Consider the following 19,777-nt stretch of genomic DNA (forward strand, 5'->3'; position numbering starts at 1 on the left):
ACATCCACAAGCAGCTGGAACGCGCCATCGCCGAGTACCTGGGCTTCGAGGACGCGATCCTGTTCGCCGCCGCCTTCGACGCCAACGGGGGCGTGTTCGAGCCCCTGTTCGGCGAGGACGACGCCATCGTCTCCGACAGCCTGAACCACGCCTCGATCATTGACGGCGTGCGCCTGTGCAAGGCCAAGCGCTACCGCTTCGCCAACAGCGACATGAACGAGCTGGAGGACCGGCTGAAGGAGGCCAGGGCCGCCGGAGCACGCAACATCATCATCGCCACCGACGGCGCCTTCTCCATGGACGGCTATATCGCCAGGCTGGACGAGATCCGCGCCCTGGCCGACCAGTACGAGGCCCTGATCATGGTGGACGACTGCCACGCCACCGGTTTCCTCGGTCCCAAGGGGCGGGGCTCCTTCGCCCACCACGGCGTCGAGGTCGACATCGTCACCGGCACCTTCGGCAAGGCGCTGGGCGGCGCCATGGGCGGCTTCATCTGCGCGAGGTCGGAAGTCGTCGCCCTGCTCAAGCAGCGCGCCCGGCCCTATCTGTTCTCCAACGCCCTCGCCCCGGCCGTCTGCGGCTCCAGCCTCGAAGCCATCCGCATCGCCGGCGGTTCGGAAGGCGACGCCCTGCGCAAACAGCTGTTCGCCAACGCCGCCCGCTACCGCGCCGCCATGAGCGAGGCCGGCTTCAACCTGCTGCCCGGCGAGCACCCCATCATCCCGGTCATGCTCGGCGATGCGAAACTCGCTCAGGACATGGCCGCCCGCATGCTGGAGCTCGGCGTCTACGTCATCGGCTTCAGCTTCCCCGTGGTGCCGCGCGGCCAGGCCCGCATCCGCACCCAGATGTCGGCGGCCCACACCTTCGAACAGATTGACCAAACGGTCGCGGCGTTCACGACGGCCGGCAAGGAATTGGGAGTAATCGCGTGACCGACACCATGAAGGCCCTGGCCAAGACGAAGCCCGAGGTGGGCCTCGAACTGATCGACGCGCCCATCCCGGTCGCCGGGCCCGAGGACGTGCTCATCAAGGTGCACCGCACCGCCGTCTGCGGCACCGACATCCATATCTGGAACTGGGACGAGTGGAGCCGGAAGAACGTCCCCGTGCCCATGATCACCGGCCATGAATTCGCCGGCGAGATCGTCGCCATCGGCAAGGACGTCGACCGCCGCCTCAAGGTCGGCCAGCGCGTCTCGGCCGAGGGGCACGTCATCGACCTGAATTCCGAAGCCGCCCGGGCCGGCCATTTCCACCTCGACCCGGACACCCGCGGCATCGGCGTCAACCGTCAGGGCGCCTTCGCCGAATACGTCGTGGCCCCGGCCTTCAACGTGATCGAGCTGCCCGACGACGTGCCCTACGAGATAGGCTCGATCCTCGACCCGTTCGGCAACGCCGTGCACACGGCGCAGCAGTTCGACCTGCTGGGCGAGGACGTGCTGGTCACCGGCGCGGGCCCCATCGGCATGATGGCCGCCGCCGTCGCCCGCCACGCCGGCGCCCGCACCGTCGTCCTGACCGACATCAACGACTTCCGCCTCGAGCTGGCGCAGAAGGTCGCGCCCGGCGTTCGGACCGTGAACACCACGAAGGAAGACCTGCACGACGTCATCCATGAACTGGGCATGAAGGTCGGCTTCGACGTGGCGCTTGAGATGTCGGGCTCGCCCATCGCCTTCAAACAGTGTGTCGACACCCTGATCATGGGCGGCGGCATGGCCCTGCTGGGCATTCCGTCGAAGCCGATGGAGACCGATTGGGGCGCCATCATCCTCAAGGCCCTGACCATCAAGGGCGTCTATGGCCGCGAGATGTTCACCACCTGGCGCAAGATGCTGGGCCTGCTCAAGGCCGGCCTCGATCTGACCCCGCTGATCACCCACCAGATGAGCTACCAGAACTATCGCGAAGGCTTCGAGGCCATGCGCTCGGGCCAGTCCGGCAAGGTGGTGCTTGACTGGGACAGGGCGGCGTAAGGGCGAACAGCCGATGACGGTCGGGCCCATCCTGGCCTTTCTGGAAGGCGAGGGGCCGGACGGGCGGGGCCGGACCCTGTTCGACGTGCTCGGCTTCGACGACGCGGCGCTGGAGCTGAACCACGACTTCATCCAGTGGCTGTTCCCGCTGCCGGAGCCGTCGGGGGCCATGCCCGACGCCCCCGTGCTGACCACGGACGACATGCAGGCGATCCACGATTCGATCCTCGCCCAGTGCGCCCTCGCGGCCGCGACCGACCGGATGGAGGCCTTCTATCGCGCCACGCACGGGTGGTTGCGGCCGCACGACCACAACCACCTGCGCATCACCCGCATCATCCGATCGCTGCGGCTGCTGCGCGGCGACGAGGAGGCGGACGCCTTCCGCTCGGCCATATTGTCGATGGTCGAGGCGACGCGGGCGCCGGTCAGCGCCCGCAGCCGCGGTTACTGGACGACCGCCTGATCAGGCGGCCGCCGGTTCCTTCCTCATCGTCGCCATGAAGACGATGATGACGAACAGCAGCATCGATCCGACCAGCATGAACTCCGAGGCGATCATCGCCGGCAGGAACAGCGGCTTCTGCAGCAGCATCAGCGCCAGCGACGGCATCAGGATCAGGAAGCCCAGCACCGACAGGGCGAAATGGACCATCGGCAGCCAGCCGCGTCCCGCCGCCGGGAAGGCCCGGTAGAACAGGCCGAACAGCATCATTGAGGCGAAGCCCAGCAGGTTGATGTGTGCATGCACCGGCCGCAGCACGAAGTCCTGGTTGGCGCCCATCCAGACACCCAGGGTCATGCCGACCAGGGCGGACAGCACGCCGAGGCGCAGAAAGTTGTTTGAAACCGACATTGAAATAGTCCCTCCGACGAACGGCGCCCGTAGAGCGCTGTTCTCCCAATTGAGCAAGTTACATCGGATTCAGACTGGGGGCGCAAGCGCGGCGGTCACCGGGCCGTCCGGGATCGGCTCCGCCACTGTTCGGGCCGGTCGAACGAGCCGTTCCAGGCTCCCAGGGCTGCGGACCGCGCGGCCGTCTCCTCGTCCACATAGTCCGGGCTGTAGCGCCGGTAGGCCAGGGCCAGGCCGCTCGCGACCAGGGCCTCCGCGACATCGACGCCGTCGCGCTCGCAGCGGCTGACCTTGCGGCCATAGCGGTCGGTGTCCAGCACCTCGCAGACCAGCGCGCGGCCTTCCGCCCGTGCCTTCAGTGCGCTCGTGGCGGCGGCTCCGCACGCCCACGGTCCGTGGGGCGCATCGCACATCTGGTTGCGCTCGAAGGCGTCGATGCCGTGCAGCCGGACCCGGATCCCGCCGACGTCCAGGGTGTCGCCGTCGATCACCCGGCCGACGCCTTCCAGCCGGTCGACCGCCCTCGCGGCCGCCGCCTCGGGCCTGTCCGGCTCGGCCTCGGCGTGGGCGGCGTCGCCACCCGGGCGCAGGATCAGCACGACCGCCAGCACCATGACGGAGAGCAGCAGCGCCTCGGTCAGGACGGCCACCCGGCTGCGCCCCCGGGCCGGGCCCCGGCGCCGGTTCTGAAGTCGCGGGCCGCGCACGGCGCGGGGGTATCGACGCAGGGCCACTGTGTCCGCCTGTCGGTGAGTTCCCCGGCAGGGTGGGCGCTCAACCTTTCCCGAAGGTTGCCGTCAGCCTCTCAGAACCTTGGCCAGGGCCCGCTCGAACGTCGCCGCCTCGGCTCCGGGCAGCATCGTGGCGAGGCGGCCCTGCTCGAACAGTTCGAACACCCGCGGATGGACGTAGGAGCTCCGGCACACCGTCGGCGTATTGCCCAGCAGCCCGGCCACAGCCTTGACGCAGACGGTGATCCGCCGCTTCGCCTCGGTCGGCGAGGCCGGCGGCTCCATCTCGCGCAGCGCCCGCGCCGCCGACACCGTCCCCGCCCAGGTGCGGAAGTCCTTGGCCGAAAACTGCTCGCCCATGGCCTCGCGGATGTAGGCGTTCACATCGTCCGAGGTCACCACGCACAGCTCGCCGCCCGCGTCGCGGTATTTGAACAGCTGCTGCCCGGGCAGTTCGCGCAGGCTGCGCACCACGGTGGCCAGCCGGCGGTCCCGCACCCTGACCTCGTGCTCCACCCCGCTCTTGCCCTTGAAGGCGAAGGTCAGGGCCGTCCCGTTCAGGTCCAGATGCCGCTTGTTCAGCGTCGTCAGCCCATAGGAGCGGTTCTGCTTCGCATACTGGGCGTTGCCGACCCGGATCAGCGTCAGCTCCAGCAGCCGCACCGCCGTCGCCAGCACCTTCCCGCGCGAAACCCCGCGCCGGTTCAGGTCGGCCTCCACGCGCCGCCTCAGTTTCGGCAGGGCCCTGGCGAAGTCGGGCAGCCGCTCGAACTTGGTCTCGGCGGCGTGGGCGCTCCAGTCCGGATGGTAGCGGTACTGCTTCCGCCCCTTCACGTCCCGCCCGATGGCCTGGATGTGCCCGGAGGCGCGCGGGCAGATCCAGACGTCGGTCCAGGCCGGCGGGATGGCCAGGGCCCGGATGCGCTCCAGCACCTTCTCGTCCGTGATCCGCCGGCCCCGGGGGTCGTGATAGTGGAAGCCGTCGCCGGCCGCGGTCCGCCGGATGCCCGGGCGCTCGTCGCTGCACCAGGTCAGGCCCTCGGGGATGGCGGCGGCGTCGGCGAGCGTCACGCCAGGGCCTCGGGCGGCGTGCGGTCCTCGTCGGACAGGGCGGGGTCGGTCATCGGCGGCTCTCGGGCGGACTGCGCAAACGACGGCGCGAGCCCGCCGGTTCCTGCGGCTCAGGTCGTGCAGCCTTGACCGCGCGTCCGCGACGGAGGAACAGCGGCCCATGAACTATCGCCACAGCTTCCACGCGGGAAATTTCGCCGACATCGTCAAGCACACCCTGGTGCTGTGGCTGCTGGAGCGTCGCCAGGCGGACGGCCCCGTCACCGTGATCGACACCCACGCCGGCGCGGGGGTCTACGACCTCGCCGGCGACGGGGCCCGCTCGAAGGAGGCCGAGGCCGGCATCGCCCGCCTGATGGCCGCCGCCGACCGCCCGCCGCTGATCGAGGCCCTCGCCCGCGAGGTGGGGCGGTTCAATCCGCACGGCGGCGCCAACCTCTATCCCGGTTCGCCCCTGCTGGTCGCGGGCCGGCTGCGTCGCTCCGACCGCTATCTCGGCTTCGAGCTCAATCCGCCGGTGCTCGAACTGCTGGAGCAGGCGCTGGCGCCCTTTCCGCAGGCCTCGGCCCGCGGCGGCGACGGCTACGACCAGGCCAGGGCCGAGGCGGCCCACGCCCACGGCGCCTTCGTGCTGATCGATCCGCCGTTCGAGCGTCCCGACGACTATCTGCGCGCCGCCGATACCGGGGCGGCCATCGCCCGCGCCGATCCCCGCGCCACGGTCGCCATCTGGACCCCGCTGAAGGATCTGGAGACCTTCGACGGCTTCCTGCGCCGGCTCGACCAGGCGGGGGTCAAGCGGGCCCTGGTCGCCGAGGCCCGGCTGCGCCCGCTGGCCAATCCGATGAAGATGAACGGCTGCGCGTTGGTGGTGCTCAATCCCCCCGCCGGGGCCGAGGCCGCCGCCTCGGAGGTCTGCGGCTGGGTCGCCGGCCGGCTCGGCGAGGCCGGCGCCAGGTCCGAGGTCTGGATGACCGGAGACGGGGCCTCGGCATGACCCGCATCGCCATCCTCGAGACCGGCGCCCCGCCGCCCGCCCTGGCCGCGCGGCACGGCGACTATCCCGCCATGTTCCGCGCCCTGCTCGGCGACGGCCCCGCATTCGAGACCTTCGACGTCCAGGCGGGCGACCTGCCCGACCCCGCCGCCTTCGACGCCGCCGTCATCACCGGCTCCTCGGCCGGCGTGTACGAGCCCCATCCGTGGATCGGCGACCTGCTCGACTGGATCCGCTCGGCCAGGGGCCGCACGGGCCTGATCGGCGTCTGCTTCGGTCATCAGGCCATGGCCCAGGCGCTGGGCGGGCGGGTCGAGAAGTCCGGGCGCGGCTGGGGCGTGGGGCTGCACCGCTATGAGGTCAGGTCGACGGAAGCGTGGATGACGCCGCCGGCGGAGACCATCGCCATTCCGGTCTCGCATCAGGACCAGGTGGTGGAAAGGCCCCCCGGCGCCCGGGTCCTCCTCGACAGCCCCTTCACGCCCTTCGCCGGCCTGGCGTGGGACGACGACGCCATCAGCCTCCAGGGCCACCCGGAATTCACCCCGGCCTACGCCGCCGACCTGACCGGCGGCCGCCGCGACCGCATCGGCGCCACCCTCGTCGACGAGGCTCTCGAAAGCCTCACCCGCCCGAACGACCGGGCGCAGGTCGGCGGCTGGCTGAAGCGGTTCATCGCCGCCCGCGCGGATCGGTAGCGTCGGCCGTACGGCGGTCCGCTAAACCTTGCGAAACAAATGTGTGCGAGGACCGGAGCGTCACGCCGGAAACCTCATGTCGCCTTTTCGCATCCTCGCGGCGAGTTTTATTCTGCTCGTCGCCCTCGCCGGCGCCCCCCGCGGGTTCGCCCAGCCGTCTTCGGCCCCGGGCGGCCAGGCGGATGCGCTGAGCCTCGCGCGGGTCGTCGAGCAGCGCGCGGCCTCCACCGATTTCGCCGCCCTCGAGGCGTTCGGCTCGGCCGCCGCGGAACGGACGGACCGGGAAGGCCTGAACCGGCTCTACCACGTCACCTGGACGATCCTGAACCAGGGCGAGTTCGAACGGGCCGCGGTCTGGAACCGCAGGCTGGCGCAGTCGGCCCGGCGCCAGAATGACGCGCGCTATCTCGACATCGCCCATCTGAACGAGCTCACCGCCCGCTACGACCAGGGCGAGATCGCCGTCGCCGGCGAGATGAAGCGGATGGCCCAGGGCGGGCGGGACTGGTTCGTTCGCGCCCACGCCGCCCGGCTTGCCGCCCTGGCTCTCGTCGACGAGGGCCGCATCGGCGAAGGGCTGGAACTGCTGGCCCAGGCGCAGGCCGACATCCCTGAGGGAGACCCCTTCGCGCCGACCGCCCAGGCCGGCATCTGGGAGGTCGCGGGCATGGCCCTCAAGGATCTCAACGACGTCGAGGGCGCCGCCGACGCCTTCCGCAAATTCGAGATCGACTATTCCAACCCGGCCTATCCGCGCCCGGACTTCGACAGCCTCTACAATCTGACCATGATGGCCGTGAAGATCGGGGACCAGACCCGGGCGGCGGAATACTATGCGGCGCACCACCGGCTGGCCTCGCGCTCCGACCTGCCCACCCTGGCGATCTACGACGCCAGCCTGTGCGCCACCGTCGCCAGCGCCCGCGACGCGCCGCGCGACGTCCTCGCCTGTCTTGAGCCGTATGGCGAGAACCTGGGCGCGGCCGCCTTCCTGGCGCGGGACGTCCTGCCCCTGCGCGCCATCGCCCGCGCCCGCACCGGGCAGACCGCGGCCGCGCGGCGCGACCTCGAGGCGCTGCGGCGGCTCGAGGCGGACGGCGTCGGGATCGAGTTCGACCACGTCGCGGCCGAGGTGCTGTTCGCCGAGGGCCGCAGCGCCGAGGCGTTCAGCCTGCTCCGCTCGCACATGCTGGAGGGCGAACGCGTTGCGGCCCGCAACTTCAGCGCCGGCATCCACCAGGTCACCGGCGACATGCAGCAGCAGCTCGCCGAGCGCCGCAGCCAGCTGGAGACCGCGCGCGCCAACACCAACCTGCAGCGGGCGGTCATCGCCATCGGCGTCGTCTTCCTGCTGTTCGCCGTGGCGACGGTGGTCTGGCTGTCCCGTCAGGCGGACCGGCTGCGCAAGGCGCAGCGGCGGGCGGAGGACGCCAACCGGGCCAAGAGCGAATTCCTCGCCAATATGAGCCACGAAATCCGCACCCCGCTGAATGGCGTGGTGTCCATGGCCGACGCCCTGACGCGGCGCCCGCTCGCGGCCCAGGAACGGGAGATGGTCGAGCTGATCCGCTCGTCGGGCGTGACCCTCGAGCGCCTGCTGTCAGACATCCTCGACAGCGCCAGGATCGAGTCCGGCCAGGTGGCGATCGAGCCGGCGCCCTTCGATCTGGAGCAGGCCGTCGGCGACATCGCGGCCCTGTGGCGGGTCAAAGCCGAGGAGAAGGGCGTGATGCTGGAGGTCGAGTTCGATCCCGCCCTGTCGGGCACGGTCGAGGGCGACGCCATCCGCCTGCGCCAGGTGCTGACCAATCTCGTCAACAACGCCCTCAAATTCACCAGCGAGGGCTCGGTCCGGCTGATCGTCGCGGCGGCCGCGGGCGACCGGGTCGTCTTCCGGGTCAGCGACACCGGCGTCGGCTTCGACAGGGAGCAGCGCAGCCGCATCTTCCGCCGCTTCCAGCAAGCCGACGGGTCGATCACCCGCCGCTATGGCGGCACCGGACTCGGCCTCGCCATCTCGACCGCCCTCGTCGACCTGATGGGCGGCGAACTGGATTGCGAGAGCACGCCGGGGCAGGGCTCCAGCTTCTGGTTCGAGATTCCGCTGCCGCGCATCCAGCGGACCAGGGAGGCCGCCCGGGCTCCGGCCGCGACCGCCGGCGACATGGCGGCGGCGCCGCTGCGCATCCTGCTGGCCGACGATCATCCCGCCAACCGCAAGGTGGTGGAGATCATGCTCGGCGCGACCGAGATGGAGCTGGTCGCCGTCGAGGAGGGCCTCCAGGCGGTCGAGGCCTTCAAGGCGGGCGGCTTCGACCTGGTGCTGATGGACATGCAGATGCCGGTCATGGACGGGCTCAGCGCCACCGCCGCCATCCGCCGGCACGAGGCCGATCACGGCCTGCCGCGCACCCCGATCATCATGCTGACCGCCAACGCCATGGCCGAACACGTCGAGGCGGGCCGCCTCGCCGGCGCCGACGCCCATCTGACCAAGCCGGTGACCATGACCAGCCTGTTCGCCGCCATCGGCGCGGCCCTGGAGCCCCCGACCGACGCCGGGGCCGAGCTGGAGTCGGCTTGACCTTCATCGTCACCCTCGGGCTTGACCCGAGGGCCAGACCATCCGGTGCTCAGTGCAAGAAGGCGCGGGCGCGCTCCAGGGGCCGTCCCTGTCGGACAGCTCGCCCCTGCATCTGGCCCTCGGGTCAAGCCCGAGGGTGACGCGCCCCTACGGCCACTTCACCACGGGCGGCATCGAGCTGAGGATCGACTCGACATTGCCGCCGGTCTTCAGCCCGAACATCGTCCCGCGGTCGTACAGCAGGTTGAACTCGACGTAGCGGCCGCGCCGGACCAGCTGCTCCTCCCGTTCCGTCGCCGTCCACGGCTCGGCCATGCGGCGCGCCACGATCTCCGGATAGACTTTCAGGAAGGCCTCGCCGACGTCGCGCGTGAAGGCGAAGTCGCGGGCCCGGTCGCCGCTGTCCAGATGGTCGTAGAAGATGCCGCCGGTGCCGCGCGGCTCGTTGCGGTGGGGCAGGAAGAAATACTCGTCGCACCACGCTTTGAACTTCGCATGCCAGTCCGGGTCGTGGGCGTCGCAGGCGGCCTTCATGGCGGCGTGGAAGGCGACGGTGTCGGGATGATCCTGGCGCCGGTCGGCGTCCAGCACCGGGGTCAGGTCGCCGCCGCCGCCGAACCAGCCTTTGGTGGTGGCGATGAAGCGGGTGTTCATGTGCACGGCCGGCACGCGCGGGCTGACCGGATGGGCGATCAGGCTGATGCCGGTGGCGAAGAAGCGGGGGTCTTCCGCCGCCCCCGGGACGCCCTTCGCATAGTCGGCCGGAAAGGTCCCGTGCACCGTCGAGACATGGACCCCGACCTTCTCGAACAGCCGTCCGTGCATCATCCCCATGACCCCGCCGCCGCCCTCGGCCCGTTCCCACGGCGTGCGTACGAAGCGGCCCGGCTCGCCGGGAAACAGATCGGCGGGCGCCGCGTCCTCCAGCGCCTCGAAGGCCGCGTGAATGCGGTCGCGAAGAGTCTCGAACCAGGCGCGGGCTTCGGTCTTCTGCTGGGCGAGGGGATCGGCGACGTCGGTCATGGGCGGCTTGTAGGGGGTCCGGCGGGGAGGGTGAAGTGCGGCGGTTTCCCCCGCGACCCTCTCCCGATGGGAGAGGGCTTGAGCGCACGGCGGCGCAGCCGTCGTCCTTGCGCGAAAGGGTGTGGGTCGACCGACTGCATTCGGCGCAAGCCGTGTCGCCGACTGGAGCGGCGGCTTACGCCGACTAAAACAACCGACCCACATCCGACCGGGCTCCGCCCGGCCACCTTCTCCCATCGGGAGAAGGACGACCATGACGCTGTGCTGGCAATCCGCGGAATTATAGTCGGATTGTGCGAAGAACATCCCGCCGCATCAAAGGCTTGAACGATTCTAAACACGATCTTCCATCCGGATAAGCCGGCGGGCGCATAATGCGTCGTTCGCCTGCCCGCCGGTCTTTGACAATCGAATCTCCGCCGCACCGCCCGAGGCGCGTTGATGTAGACTCTGCCGACTCTGCCACACCGAATTTCGGCGCCGACCCTGCCGACTCTGCCGACTCCGCCACACCGTTTTTTTCGAGTCGGTTGACGGTCCGCCGTCCTCTGCCACTGTCCCGCTTCGCTTTCCGAGGAGCCCGTCATGATCCGCGCCGTCCTTCTCTCCACCGCCGCCCTGCTCGTCGCGGCCGCGCCCGCCACGGCCCAGGACGAGGCCGCCGCCCGGCGCATCCTTGAGCGGACCCCGCTGATCGACGGGCACAACGACCTGCCCTGGGCCCTGCGCCAGCAACATGGCAACGACCCCCACGCCGTCGACCTGACCGTCAATCTCGACGCCTCCACCGCCCTGCACACCGACATCCCGCGTCTGCGCGCCGGCGGCGTCGGCGGCCAGTTCTGGTCGGTCTACGTCCCCGCCAGCCTGACCCCGGTCGAGGCGGCCAAGGCGACCTTCGAGCAGATCGACACGGTCAAGCGGATCGTCGCCGCCCATCCCGACGTGTTCGAGCTGGCGACCACCGCCGACGACATCCAGCGCATCCACCGGCGCGGCCGGATCGCCTCCCTGATCGGCATGGAGGGCGGCTACTCCATCGACGATTCGCTGGGCCTGCTGCGCGAATTCCACGACGCCGGCGCCCGCTACATGACCCTGACCCACTCGACCACCACGACCTGGGCCGACAGCGCCACCGACGCGCCGAAATGGGGCGGGCTCAGCCCGTTCGGTGAGGAGGTCGTCCGCGAGATGAATCGCCTCGGCATGATGGTCGACCTCAGCCACGTCTCCGAGGAGACCATGATGGACGCCATGCGGGTCAGCGAGGCGCCGGTGATCTTCTCCCACTCCTCGGCCCGGGCGGTGACCGGCCATCCGCGCAATGTGCCGGACAGCGTGCTGCGGATGATGGCCGAGGACGGCGGCGTGGTCATGGTCACCTTCGTGCCGGGCTTCATCAACGAACAGGTGCGGGCCTGGAGCGCCGCCCGCTCGGCCGAGGACGCCCGGCTCAAGTCCCTCAATCCGGGCGATCCGGCCGCCGTGACCAGCGGCCTCGAGGCCTGGATCGCGGCTCACCCCGCCCCGCGCGCCGGTCTCGCGGACGTCGTCGCCCACATCCAGCATGTCCGCGACGTCGCCGGCGTCGACCACGTCGGCCTCGGCGGCGACTTCGACGGCGTGTCGGCCCTCCCGGACGGCGTCGACGGCGTGGACGCCTACCCCCGCATCCTCGCCGCCCTGATGGCCAATGGCTGGAGCGAGGCCGACATCCGCAAGCTCGCCGGCGAGAACGTCCTGCGCGTCATGCGCCGGGTCGAGGCCGTGGCCGCCGGCAAACGCGCCGAACGGCCCAACCTGGCGAAGCTGCCGGAGGCCGGGGCGCCGGAATAGGCCCTCAGCGGAGGGACGCGGTCTGCCGCAACCCCTCCCACAGCGCGATCCCGGCGCTGACCGACAGGTTGAGCGAGCGCGCCCCGGCCCGGATCGGAATCACCACCCGGGCGTCGGCCTCCGCGTGAACGAAATCCGGCGCCCCGCTGGTCTCGCTGCCGAACAGCAGGGTGTCGTCGGCCTCGAAGCGGAATTCGTCCAGCGGCGTCGCCCCTTTCGTCGTGAACAGAACCAGCCGGCCCGGCCCCCGGTCGCGCCGGAATTCCTCCCAGCCGGAATGCCGGATCATGTGTCCGAGAGGCCCGTAGTCCAGCGCCGCGCGCTTCATCGCCCGGTCGTCGAAACGAAAGCCGGTCGGCTCGATGACATGCAATTCCACCCCGAAACAGGCGCCCAGCCTGATGCAGGCGCCCACGTTCTGCGGAATGGCCGGTTGAAAAAGGGCGAGACGCATTCTAAGGCCCTCATACGCGCGGCCCGGGGGCTTGTCGCGGCTCGATTTGCGAGCGTTTCTCACGAAGCGCCAGCAACTTGCGGCGATGCGCCGCAAAGCCGGGCCGGGCCAGTCCTCCGGGATTTCGCTAAGGAACGACAGCGTTGAAACGGCGCGCCGCAGGGTGACGCCGCCAACCGCTCAGGAGACGAATCGGTGGCTGCAGACCAGGGCGACCTGACCTATCAGGATCCCAATCGTAGAGACTTCATCCACATCGCGGCCGGCGCGGCGGCGGTGGGAGCCGGGGCCATGGCCGCCTGGCCGCTGATCAATTCGATGAATCCGGCCGCCGACACCCTGGCGCTGTCGACCATCGAGTTCGACCTGACCAAGGTTCAGGAAGGCCAGCAGGTCGTCATCAAGTGGCAGGGCAAGCCGGTGTTCGTGCGCTACCGCACCCCGGCCGAGATCGAGCGCGCCCGCGCCGACGACCGCGCGGGCCTCAAGGATCCGCAGACCGACGCCGACCGGGTCAAGCCGGGCCACCAGCAGTATCTCGTCGTCATCGGCTCCTGCACCCACCTGGGCTGCGTGCCGACGTTCGGCGCCGGCGACTACGGCGGCTGGTTCTGCCCCTGCCACGGCTCGCACTACGACACCTCGGGCCGCATCCGCAAAGGACCGGCGCCGAAGAACCTGGTCGTGCCGACCTATGACTATGTGTCCGACACCCGCGTGAAAATCGGCTGAGGACGGGCGAGAAAACGATGAGCGATCACGAATCCACCTACGTCCCCAAGACCGGCGTCGAGAAGTGGCTGGACAGCCGCCTGCCGATCGTCCGCTTCGGCGCCGACTATATGGCGCTGCCGACCCCGAAGAACCTGAACTACTGGTGGACCTTCGGCGGCATCCTGGCCCTCTGCCTCGTCGTGCAGATCGCCACGGGCGTCATTCTGGCGATGCACTATGTGCCGAACACCGAACTGGCCTTCGCCTCGGTGGAGCGCATCATGCGCGACGTCAACGGCGGCGACCTGATCCGCTACACCCACGCCAACGGGGCCTCGATGTTCTTCATCGCGGTCTACCTGCACATGCTGCGTGGCCTCTACTACGGCTCGTACAAGGCCCCGCGCGAGATGATCTGGATCGTCGGTTGCGTGATCTTCTTCCTGATGATCGCCACCGCCTTCCTCGGCTACGTCCTGCCGTGGGGCCAGATGTCCTTCTGGGGCGCCGAGGTGATCACCAATCTGATCGGGGCCATCCCGCTGGTCGGCGAGCCCATCCTGATCTGGCTGCGCGGCGGTCCGGCCATCGACAACGCCACGCTGAACCGCTTCTTCTCGCTGCACTACCTGCTGCCGTTCGTCATCGCCGGCTGCGTGGTGCTGCACCTCTGGGCCCTGCACCACGCCGGCCAGAACAACCCGGTCGGCATCCTGATCCCGAAGGACCGGCTGAAGAAGGACACCGTGCCGTTCCATCCGTACTTCACGGTCAAGGACGGCTTCGCCATCGTGCTGTTCCTGATCCTGTTCGCCGTGTTCGTCTTCTTCATGCCGAACGCCCTGGGCCACGCCGACAACTACATCCCGGCCAACCCGCTGCAGACCCCGGCGCACATCGTGCCCGAGTGGTACATGCTGCCCTTCTACGCCATCCTGCGGGCCATCCCCGACAAGCTGGGCGGGGTGATCGCCATGTTCGGCGCCATCGGCGTGCTGTTCGTCCTGCCGTGGCTGGATACGTCCAAGGTGCGCTCAATGCGCTACCGCCCGGCGATGCGCACCTTCTTCGTCATCTTCGTGCTGGTCGGCATGGGCCTGGGCTGGTGCGGGGCGCAGCTGCCTGACGCGCCGGTGATCCCGGGCATGCCCAGCTTCACCCTCCTCGACGGGGCGCTGAACAGCTATCTGTGGCTGACCCGCCTGCTGACGGCCTACTATTTCCTGTTCTTCCTCGTGCTGATGCCGCTGGTTGGCCTGCGCGAGACGCCGAGGCCGATCCCCGCGACCATCTCCGAACCGGTGCTGCCGGGCGGGGACGCCATGACCGAAGCCGCCCCGGCCTCGCCCGAGAAGAAGGGCTGAGAGCGACCATGACCCTCAAGACTTCGATGCGTTCGATGAAAAAGACCCTGGTCCTGATCGCCGCGGCCGCCGGCCTGGCGCTCGTCGCCGCCCAGCCGGCGCTGGCCTCCGGCGGCGCCGCCCACCCGCGCAGCGGCGGCTTCTCCTTCGAAGGCCCGTTCGGAACCTTCGACCAGGGCCAGCTGCAGCGCGGCTACAAGGTCTATCGCGAGGTCTGCTCGTCCTGCCACAGCATGAGCCTGATGTATTTCCGGACCCTGGCCGAGCCGGGCGGCCCCTTCTATGACGAGCATCAGGCCAATCCGGCCGAGAACCGCTTCGTCAAGGCGCTCGCCGCCGAGGTCCAGGTGCCGGACATCGACAGCGAAACCGGCGAGCCGATCATGCGCGACGCCGTTGCGGCCGACCGTTTCCCCAGTCCCTATCCGAACGCCACGGCCGCGGCCGCGGGCAACGGCGGCGCGGCTCCGCCGGACCTGTCGGTCATGGCCAAGGCGCGCCATGACGGGGCCAACTACATCTACTCGCTGCTGTCGGGCTACCGGGCCGCTCCGGCCGGTCTCGAGATCCGCCCCGGCCAGTACTACAACCCGTATATGGCCGGCGACCTGACGCCGTTCGTCGCCGAAGGCGCCCATGTGCCGGAGGGTGGTTTCATCGCCATGCCGCCGCCGCTGATGGACGGGCAGGTGACCTATGACGACGGTTCGGCCGAGACGGTCGACCAGTACGCCAAGGACGTCGCCGCCTTCATCGCCTGGGCCTCGGATCCGAAACAGGTCCAGCGCAAGCAGTCTGGACTGGGCGTGCTGATCTTCCTGCTGCTGTTCGCCGGCGTGACCTACGTCAGCTACCGCCGCATCTGGAAGGGTGTCGCCCACTAGCGACCCTCCGCCATCGCAGACGGATCAACCCGCCGGGGCCTCAGCGCCGGCGGGTTTTTCATGCGCCTTGCCAAAGAGGAAAAAGCACTTTATTAAGCAAAGTCCATAGAGGGGAGGATGCTCATGGATTGGGGTTCACGGAAGACACTGGCGGCGCTGGCCGCGTGCGTTCTGTTCGCCATACCGCCGGCGGCATCGGCCCAGGCGGTGCAGCCGGCGGGCACGGCGGAACAGCGTCAGGCAATGCAGGCGCTGTCCTGGATGGACGGGGAATGGGTCGGGCAGGCGACCGTCTCCATGGGACCGGGCCAGACGAGCACCCACCCCCACACCGAGCGGATCGGCCCGATGCTGGGCGGGTCGATCAGGGTCATTGAGGGCCGCAGCGTCAACGCCGACGGCTCTGCCGCCTTCAACGCCTTCGCCGTGGTGTCGTGGGACGACGCGACGGACGCCTATGTGATGCGCTCCTACGCCAACGGCCAGGCGGCCGATTTTCCGCTCCAGGCCACCGCCGACGGTTTCCGCTGGACTGCGCCCGGCCGCGGCGGCGAAATGCGCTACGTCACCGTCTTCAAGGACGGCGAATGGGTGGAGACCGGGCATTTCGTCATGCCCGGCCGCGACCCTATGAAGGTGATCGAGCTGCGCCTGCGCCGTCGCGGGGACACCGACTGGCTGGCCGGCGACCCGGTCACGCCCTGATCGCATCGACAGGTGCGGATCGACGCCCTAACGTCCGCAGGGTGTTTTCCGGCTGAGGGTGTTCTCGTCCATGCGTCTCCTGTCGACTGTCGCCGCGCTGGCCGCCGGCGCCCTGATCTCCGCCTGCGCCAGCATGGGGGCCGAGGCGCCCGCGCCTGCCGCCGCCTTCGACTCAGGCCGCCTGTCCGAACATGCGCGGGTGCTGTCGGACGACAGCTTCCAGGGTCGCGGCATCGGCACCCCGGCCGAGGACATGGTGGTCCGCTATCTGAGCGAGCAGTACGCCGCCGCCGGCTTCCAGCCGGGCGGGGAGAACGGCGGCTGGACGCAGGATGTGACGCTGAACCGCTTCACCGCTTCCGGCATTCGCGCCGGCTTCACGGTCGGGGGCGAGACCATTCCGCTCACCCAGGGCCAGCAGATCGTCGTCTCGACCCGCCTGCCAGGCAGCCATGTAGCGCTGGCCGACGCGCCGCTGGTCTTCGTGGGCTACGGCATCAAGGCCCCCGAGCGGAACTGGGATGACTTCAAGGACGTCGATGTGCGCGGCAAGGTCATCGTCGTGCTGGTCAATGACGCCGACTTCGAACAGCCCGAGCTGAACACCTTCAACGGTCGGGCCATGACCTATTATGGCCGCTGGACCTACAAGTACGAGGAGGCGGCCCGGCAGGGCGCCGCCGGCGTCATCATCGTCCATGAAACCGCGCCCGCCTCTTACGGCTGGGCGACGGTGACCAACAGCTGGTCGGGACCGCAGTTCGACATCGTTCGCCAGAATGCGGCGGCAGAGCGGGTCAAGATGGAAAGCTGGATCCAGCGTGACGTCGCCGTCGACCTGTTCCGCCGGGCGGGTCTCGACTTCGACGCCCTCAAGGTACAGGCGCGCAGCCGCGATTTCCGTCCCGTAGAACTGTCCGGCGCGACCTTCAGCGGCGCCTTCGACGTGGCCACCAGCCAGATCACGACCAGGAACGTCATCGCCCGCCTGCCGGGCGCGACACACCCGGACGAGACCATCCTCTACACGGCTCACTGGGACCACATCGGCGTCGGCGAGCCCGACGCCAATGGCGACGCCATCTTCAACGGGGCCGTCGACAACGCCACCGGCACCGCCGGCCTGCTGGAACTGGCGCGTCTCTGGGGCGCGGGGCCGCGTCCGGAACGGTCGATCGTCATGATCAGCTTCACGGCCGAGGAGAGCGGCCTGCTGGGCTCGGAATATTACGCCGCCAACCCCGTCTACCCGCTGGAGAAGACAGTGGCGGGCTTCAACATGGACGCCATGAACGTCTACGGCCGCGTCGCCGATCTGGGGGTGATCGGTTACGGCCAGTCCGAGCTGGACGAGCGGCTCGCCGCCGCAGCGGCCCGCCAGGGTCGGACCGTGGCTCCGGACGCCAACCCCGCCGCGGGCAGCTATTTCCGCAGCGACCACTTCCCGCTGGCCAAGCGCGGCGTGCCTATGGCCTATGCGGAGGGCGGCGGCGAGTTCCGTGACGAGCCGATGGCCGCCCGCAACGCCGCCCGCGACGAATACGGCTCGCGCCGCTATCACCAGGCCGACGACGAATGGTCGCCCGACTGGGATCTGCGCGGTCAGATCGAGGATCTGGAAGTCGCCCTGTGGATCGGCCGCGATCTGGCCAACAGCCGCGACTGGCCGGAGTGGAAGCCCGGTTCGGAGTTCGGGCCCGCGCGGGCGGCGAGCGCGGCCGCGCGCCGCTGATGATCGCGTTCGCGGCACCCGCCACGCGGCTGACATGACGAAAACTTAATGGGCGGTCCGTCGGGGCCGCCCTAGAGTACGCTCCATCAACTCGGGGATGGAGTTTCCCATATGCTTCGCAAGATGATGGGCGGCGTCGCCGTCGCCGCCGTTCTGCTGTCCGCCGGTCTGGCGTCGGCCCAGGACTTCTCCGCGGAGCGGATCAGCAACGATATCCGCACTATAAGCGCGGACGAATTCCAGGGCCGCTATCCCGGCACGGAAGGCGAGCGGATGACCTTGGCCTGGCTGCAGGCCCAGTATGAAGCGATGGGCCTCCAGCCCGGCGGTCCTGACGGCCAGTGGCTGCAGCCGGTGCATCTGAAGCGCTTCACGCCCGTGGCGGGCGCCGCCAGCGCCAGCTGGACCGGCCCGGACGGCGTCAGCCATCCGCTGACGATCGGAACCGACGTCACCGTGCGCGCCATCTCCAATGACGGCCGCGCCTCGATCAGCAACGCGCCGGTGGTCTTCGCCGGTTACGGCATCACCGCCCCCGAGCGGAACTGGGACGACTACGGCGACGTCGACGTGCGCGGCAAGGTCGTGGTCGTCATGGGCGGCGAGCCCGAGGGCGAACTGTTCAACGGCGAGTACAGCACCAACTACGAATCCGGCGCCTACAAGGCCGACGAGGCCTTCCGCCGCGGCGCCGTCGGCATCGTCACCCTCGTGGCCCAGCCGGCTGATTCGCAGATGTGGCGGCGGGCGGCGCAGGGCGCGACCCGCACCCGCACCCTGGCGCCCGGTGCGGCCGACCTCGAGTTCTCCATGGCCGTCAACCACGACGTGGCGCTGCAGTGGGCCGGCGCGGCCGGACTCGACATGAGCCGGCTGTCCGACGTCGGCTCCGGCGCCTTCAAGGCCGTGCCGCTGGACGGCGTCACCCTGTCCGCCGAGACGCAGGAAACCATCGACACCCTGGTCACGCACAACCTGCTGGCCCGGATTCCCGGAACCGAGCGTCCCGACGAGACCATCATCTACTCGGCCCACTGGGATCACGTCGGCGTCGGCGGCGACCACGTCAGCCCTGTCTCGACCACCGAGGACAACATCTTCAACGGCGCCTGGGACAACGCCTCGGGCACCATCGGCGTGCTCGAGATGGCCCGCCAGATCAGCGCCGCCCCGCGGCCGGAACGGTCCATCGTCTTCGCCCACATGGCCGCCGAGGAGATGGGGCTGATGGGCTCCTACGGCTACGCCGCCAATCCGGTCTATCCGCTCGAGACCACCGTGGCCGACATCAACATCGATATGCTGCCCCTGTCCGGCCCGACCCGCGACGTGCCGATCTTCGGCAAGGGCCAGAACGATCTCGAGGACCGGCTGCAGGCCCTGGCCGAGCCGCTGGGCCGCTACGTCTCGGACGACGGCATGCCGGAGCAGGGCTTCTACTACCGCTCCGACCACTTCCCGTTCGCCCGCATGGGGGTGCCGGCGATCATGCCCTGGCATGGCTGGGACTGGGTCGAGGGTGGCCGGGAGGCCGGCGAGGCCGCCTGGCGCGCCAAGTTCGGGGCCGACTATCACAAGCCGTCCGACCAGTGGTCGGCCGACTGGAACCTGACCTCGGCGACCGAGAACCTGACCCTGCTGTATCACCTTGGCCTGGACCTCGCGAACAGCGAGGACTGGCCCGGCTGGAAGCCGACGTCGGAGTTCGCCCAGGTGCGCGCCCGCTCGGACGCCGCCCGCCAGTGAGCGCGACGATACGGCCCCTGACCGGCGACGGCTCGCCGCCGGTCGAGGGCGCGTATCCGCAGGCGGTCGAGGTGACGGGATCCACCCGCTGGCTCTACCTGTCCGGCCAGATTCCCGTCGCGCCGGACGGCTCGCTCGCCACCGGCTTCACCGAACAGTGCGAGCAGGTCTGGGACAATATCGAGACCCAGCTGGCCGCTGCAGGGATGACGCTGGACAATCTGGTCAAGGTCACGACCTTCCTGTCGGACCGGCGTCATGCGCTGGAGAACCGCGAGGTCCGGGTGCGGCGCCTCGCGGGCCGCCAACCGGCTCTGACGGTCATCGTCACCGGCATTTTCGACGAGGCATGGCTGGTCGAGATCGAAGCGGTGGCGGCGGCGTAACGCCGC

19 protein-coding genes are annotated in these 19,777 nt (G+C 69.5%); 14 read left to right on the top strand and 5 right to left on the bottom strand.

Going from position 1 to position 19,777, the window contains the following annotated elements:
• The 3 genes from VEA62_RS13615 to VEA62_RS13625 all read left to right on the top strand — a co-directional run.
• The coding region (locus VEA62_RS13615) for a glycine C-acetyltransferase (RefSeq protein ID WP_324822759.1) at nt 1-938 on the top strand (938 nt) is incomplete at its 5' end.
• 8 nt (nt 939-946) lie between these two features.
• The gene (gene tdh / locus VEA62_RS13620) at nt 947-1,987 is read left to right on the top strand and encodes an L-threonine 3-dehydrogenase (protein ID WP_349255666.1); all 1,041 of its coding nucleotides are present in this window, start codon (nt 947-949) and stop codon (nt 1,985-1,987) included.
• Between the two features lie 13 nt (nt 1,988-2,000).
• On the top strand, nt 2,001-2,453 hold the full coding sequence (locus VEA62_RS13625) for an opioid growth factor receptor-related protein (protein ID WP_324822763.1): 453 nt from the start codon (nt 2,001-2,003) through the stop codon (nt 2,451-2,453).
• Here VEA62_RS13625 and VEA62_RS13630 read toward each other — a convergent pair whose 3' ends face one another.
• The 3 genes from VEA62_RS13630 to VEA62_RS13640 form a co-directional block, all read right to left on the bottom strand.
• Nucleotides 2,454-2,843 (bottom strand): hypothetical protein, encoded by a 390-nt coding sequence (locus VEA62_RS13630; protein WP_324822765.1) that lies wholly within the window; start codon nt 2,841-2,843, stop codon nt 2,454-2,456.
• Between the two features lie 95 nt (nt 2,844-2,938).
• Nucleotides 2,939-3,493, bottom strand: coding sequence for a thermonuclease family protein (locus tag VEA62_RS13635; RefSeq protein ID WP_324822767.1), 555 nt, complete (start codon nt 3,491-3,493; stop codon nt 2,939-2,941).
• Between the two features lie 147 nt (nt 3,494-3,640).
• On the bottom strand, nt 3,641-4,645 hold the full coding sequence (locus tag VEA62_RS13640; protein ID WP_324822768.1) for a DNA topoisomerase IB: 1,005 nt from the start codon (nt 4,643-4,645) through the stop codon (nt 3,641-3,643).
• 160 nt (nt 4,646-4,805) lie between these two features.
• On the opposite strand from VEA62_RS13640, the gene rlmJ reads away from it, so the two are divergent.
• The 3 genes from rlmJ (at nt 4,806) to VEA62_RS13655 (ending at nt 8,924) form a co-directional block, all read left to right on the top strand.
• Complete coding sequence (gene rlmJ / locus VEA62_RS13645; RefSeq protein WP_324822770.1) at nt 4,806-5,642, top strand: 23S rRNA (adenine(2030)-N(6))-methyltransferase RlmJ; 837 nt, start codon at nt 4,806-4,808, stop codon at nt 5,640-5,642.
• Entirely contained in the window at nt 5,639-6,340 is a 702-nt protein-coding gene (locus VEA62_RS13650) for a glutamine amidotransferase-related protein (protein ID WP_324822772.1), read from the top strand. Before rlmJ ends, VEA62_RS13650 begins: the two co-directional genes overlap by 4 nt.
• A gap of 76 nt (nt 6,341-6,416) precedes the next feature.
• Nucleotides 6,417-8,924: an ATP-binding protein gene (locus VEA62_RS13655; RefSeq protein ID WP_324822774.1), complete on the top strand. Its 2,508-nt coding sequence runs from the start codon at nt 6,417-6,419 to the stop codon at nt 8,922-8,924.
• A gap of 147 nt (nt 8,925-9,071) precedes the next feature.
• On the opposite strand, the gene hemF is transcribed toward VEA62_RS13655, so the two are convergent.
• The gene (hemF, locus tag VEA62_RS13660) at nt 9,072-9,947 is read right to left on the bottom strand and encodes an oxygen-dependent coproporphyrinogen oxidase (protein WP_324822776.1); all 876 of its coding nucleotides are present in this window, start codon (nt 9,945-9,947) and stop codon (nt 9,072-9,074) included.
• A gap of 585 nt (nt 9,948-10,532) precedes the next feature.
• On the opposite strand from hemF, the gene VEA62_RS13665 reads away from it, so the two are divergent.
• Nucleotides 10,533-11,786 (top strand): dipeptidase, encoded by a 1,254-nt coding sequence (locus VEA62_RS13665; RefSeq protein ID WP_324822777.1) that lies wholly within the window; start codon nt 10,533-10,535, stop codon nt 11,784-11,786.
• Between the two features lie 4 nt (nt 11,787-11,790).
• Here VEA62_RS13665 and VEA62_RS13670 read toward each other — a convergent pair whose 3' ends face one another.
• A complete protein-coding gene (locus tag VEA62_RS13670; protein ID WP_324822837.1) occupies nt 11,791-12,240 on the bottom strand; it encodes a tRNA (cytidine(34)-2'-O)-methyltransferase in 450 nt (149 codons plus the stop codon).
• Nucleotides 12,241-12,435: 195 nt separating this feature from the next.
• On the opposite strand from VEA62_RS13670, the gene petA reads away from it, so the two are divergent.
• From petA to VEA62_RS13705, 7 genes are all read left to right on the top strand, one after another.
• The gene (gene petA / locus VEA62_RS13675) at nt 12,436-12,972 is read left to right on the top strand and encodes a ubiquinol-cytochrome c reductase iron-sulfur subunit (RefSeq protein ID WP_324822779.1); all 537 of its coding nucleotides are present in this window, start codon (nt 12,436-12,438) and stop codon (nt 12,970-12,972) included.
• A gap of 17 nt (nt 12,973-12,989) precedes the next feature.
• Nucleotides 12,990-14,318: a cytochrome b gene (locus VEA62_RS13680; RefSeq protein ID WP_324822781.1), complete on the top strand. Its 1,329-nt coding sequence runs from the start codon at nt 12,990-12,992 to the stop codon at nt 14,316-14,318.
• An 8-nt stretch (nt 14,319-14,326) separates the two neighbouring features.
• Nucleotides 14,327-15,202 (top strand): cytochrome c1, encoded by an 876-nt coding sequence (locus tag VEA62_RS13685; protein ID WP_324822784.1) that lies wholly within the window; start codon nt 14,327-14,329, stop codon nt 15,200-15,202.
• A 123-nt stretch (nt 15,203-15,325) separates the two neighbouring features.
• On the top strand, nt 15,326-15,907 hold the full coding sequence (locus VEA62_RS13690; RefSeq protein WP_324822785.1) for a DUF1579 domain-containing protein: 582 nt from the start codon (nt 15,326-15,328) through the stop codon (nt 15,905-15,907).
• Nucleotides 15,908-15,977: 70 nt separating this feature from the next.
• Nucleotides 15,978-17,639 carry a M28 family metallopeptidase gene (locus VEA62_RS13695; RefSeq protein WP_324822787.1) on the top strand — a complete coding sequence of 554 codons (1,662 nt, stop codon included), beginning with the start codon at nt 15,978-15,980 and terminating at the stop codon, nt 17,637-17,639.
• Between the two features lie 111 nt (nt 17,640-17,750).
• Nucleotides 17,751-19,385 (top strand): M28 family peptidase, encoded by a 1,635-nt coding sequence (locus tag VEA62_RS13700; protein WP_324822789.1) that lies wholly within the window; start codon nt 17,751-17,753, stop codon nt 19,383-19,385.
• Complete coding sequence (locus VEA62_RS13705) at nt 19,382-19,771, top strand: RidA family protein (protein ID WP_324822792.1); 390 nt, start codon at nt 19,382-19,384, stop codon at nt 19,769-19,771. The genes VEA62_RS13700 and VEA62_RS13705 overlap by 4 nt, the downstream gene beginning before the upstream one ends.
• Nucleotides 19,772-19,777: the final 6 nt, after the last annotated feature.

Origin of the sequence: Brevundimonas sp. (genome assembly GCF_035627475.1) — a bacterium.
Lineage (GTDB): Bacteria > Pseudomonadota > Alphaproteobacteria > Caulobacterales > Caulobacteraceae > Brevundimonas.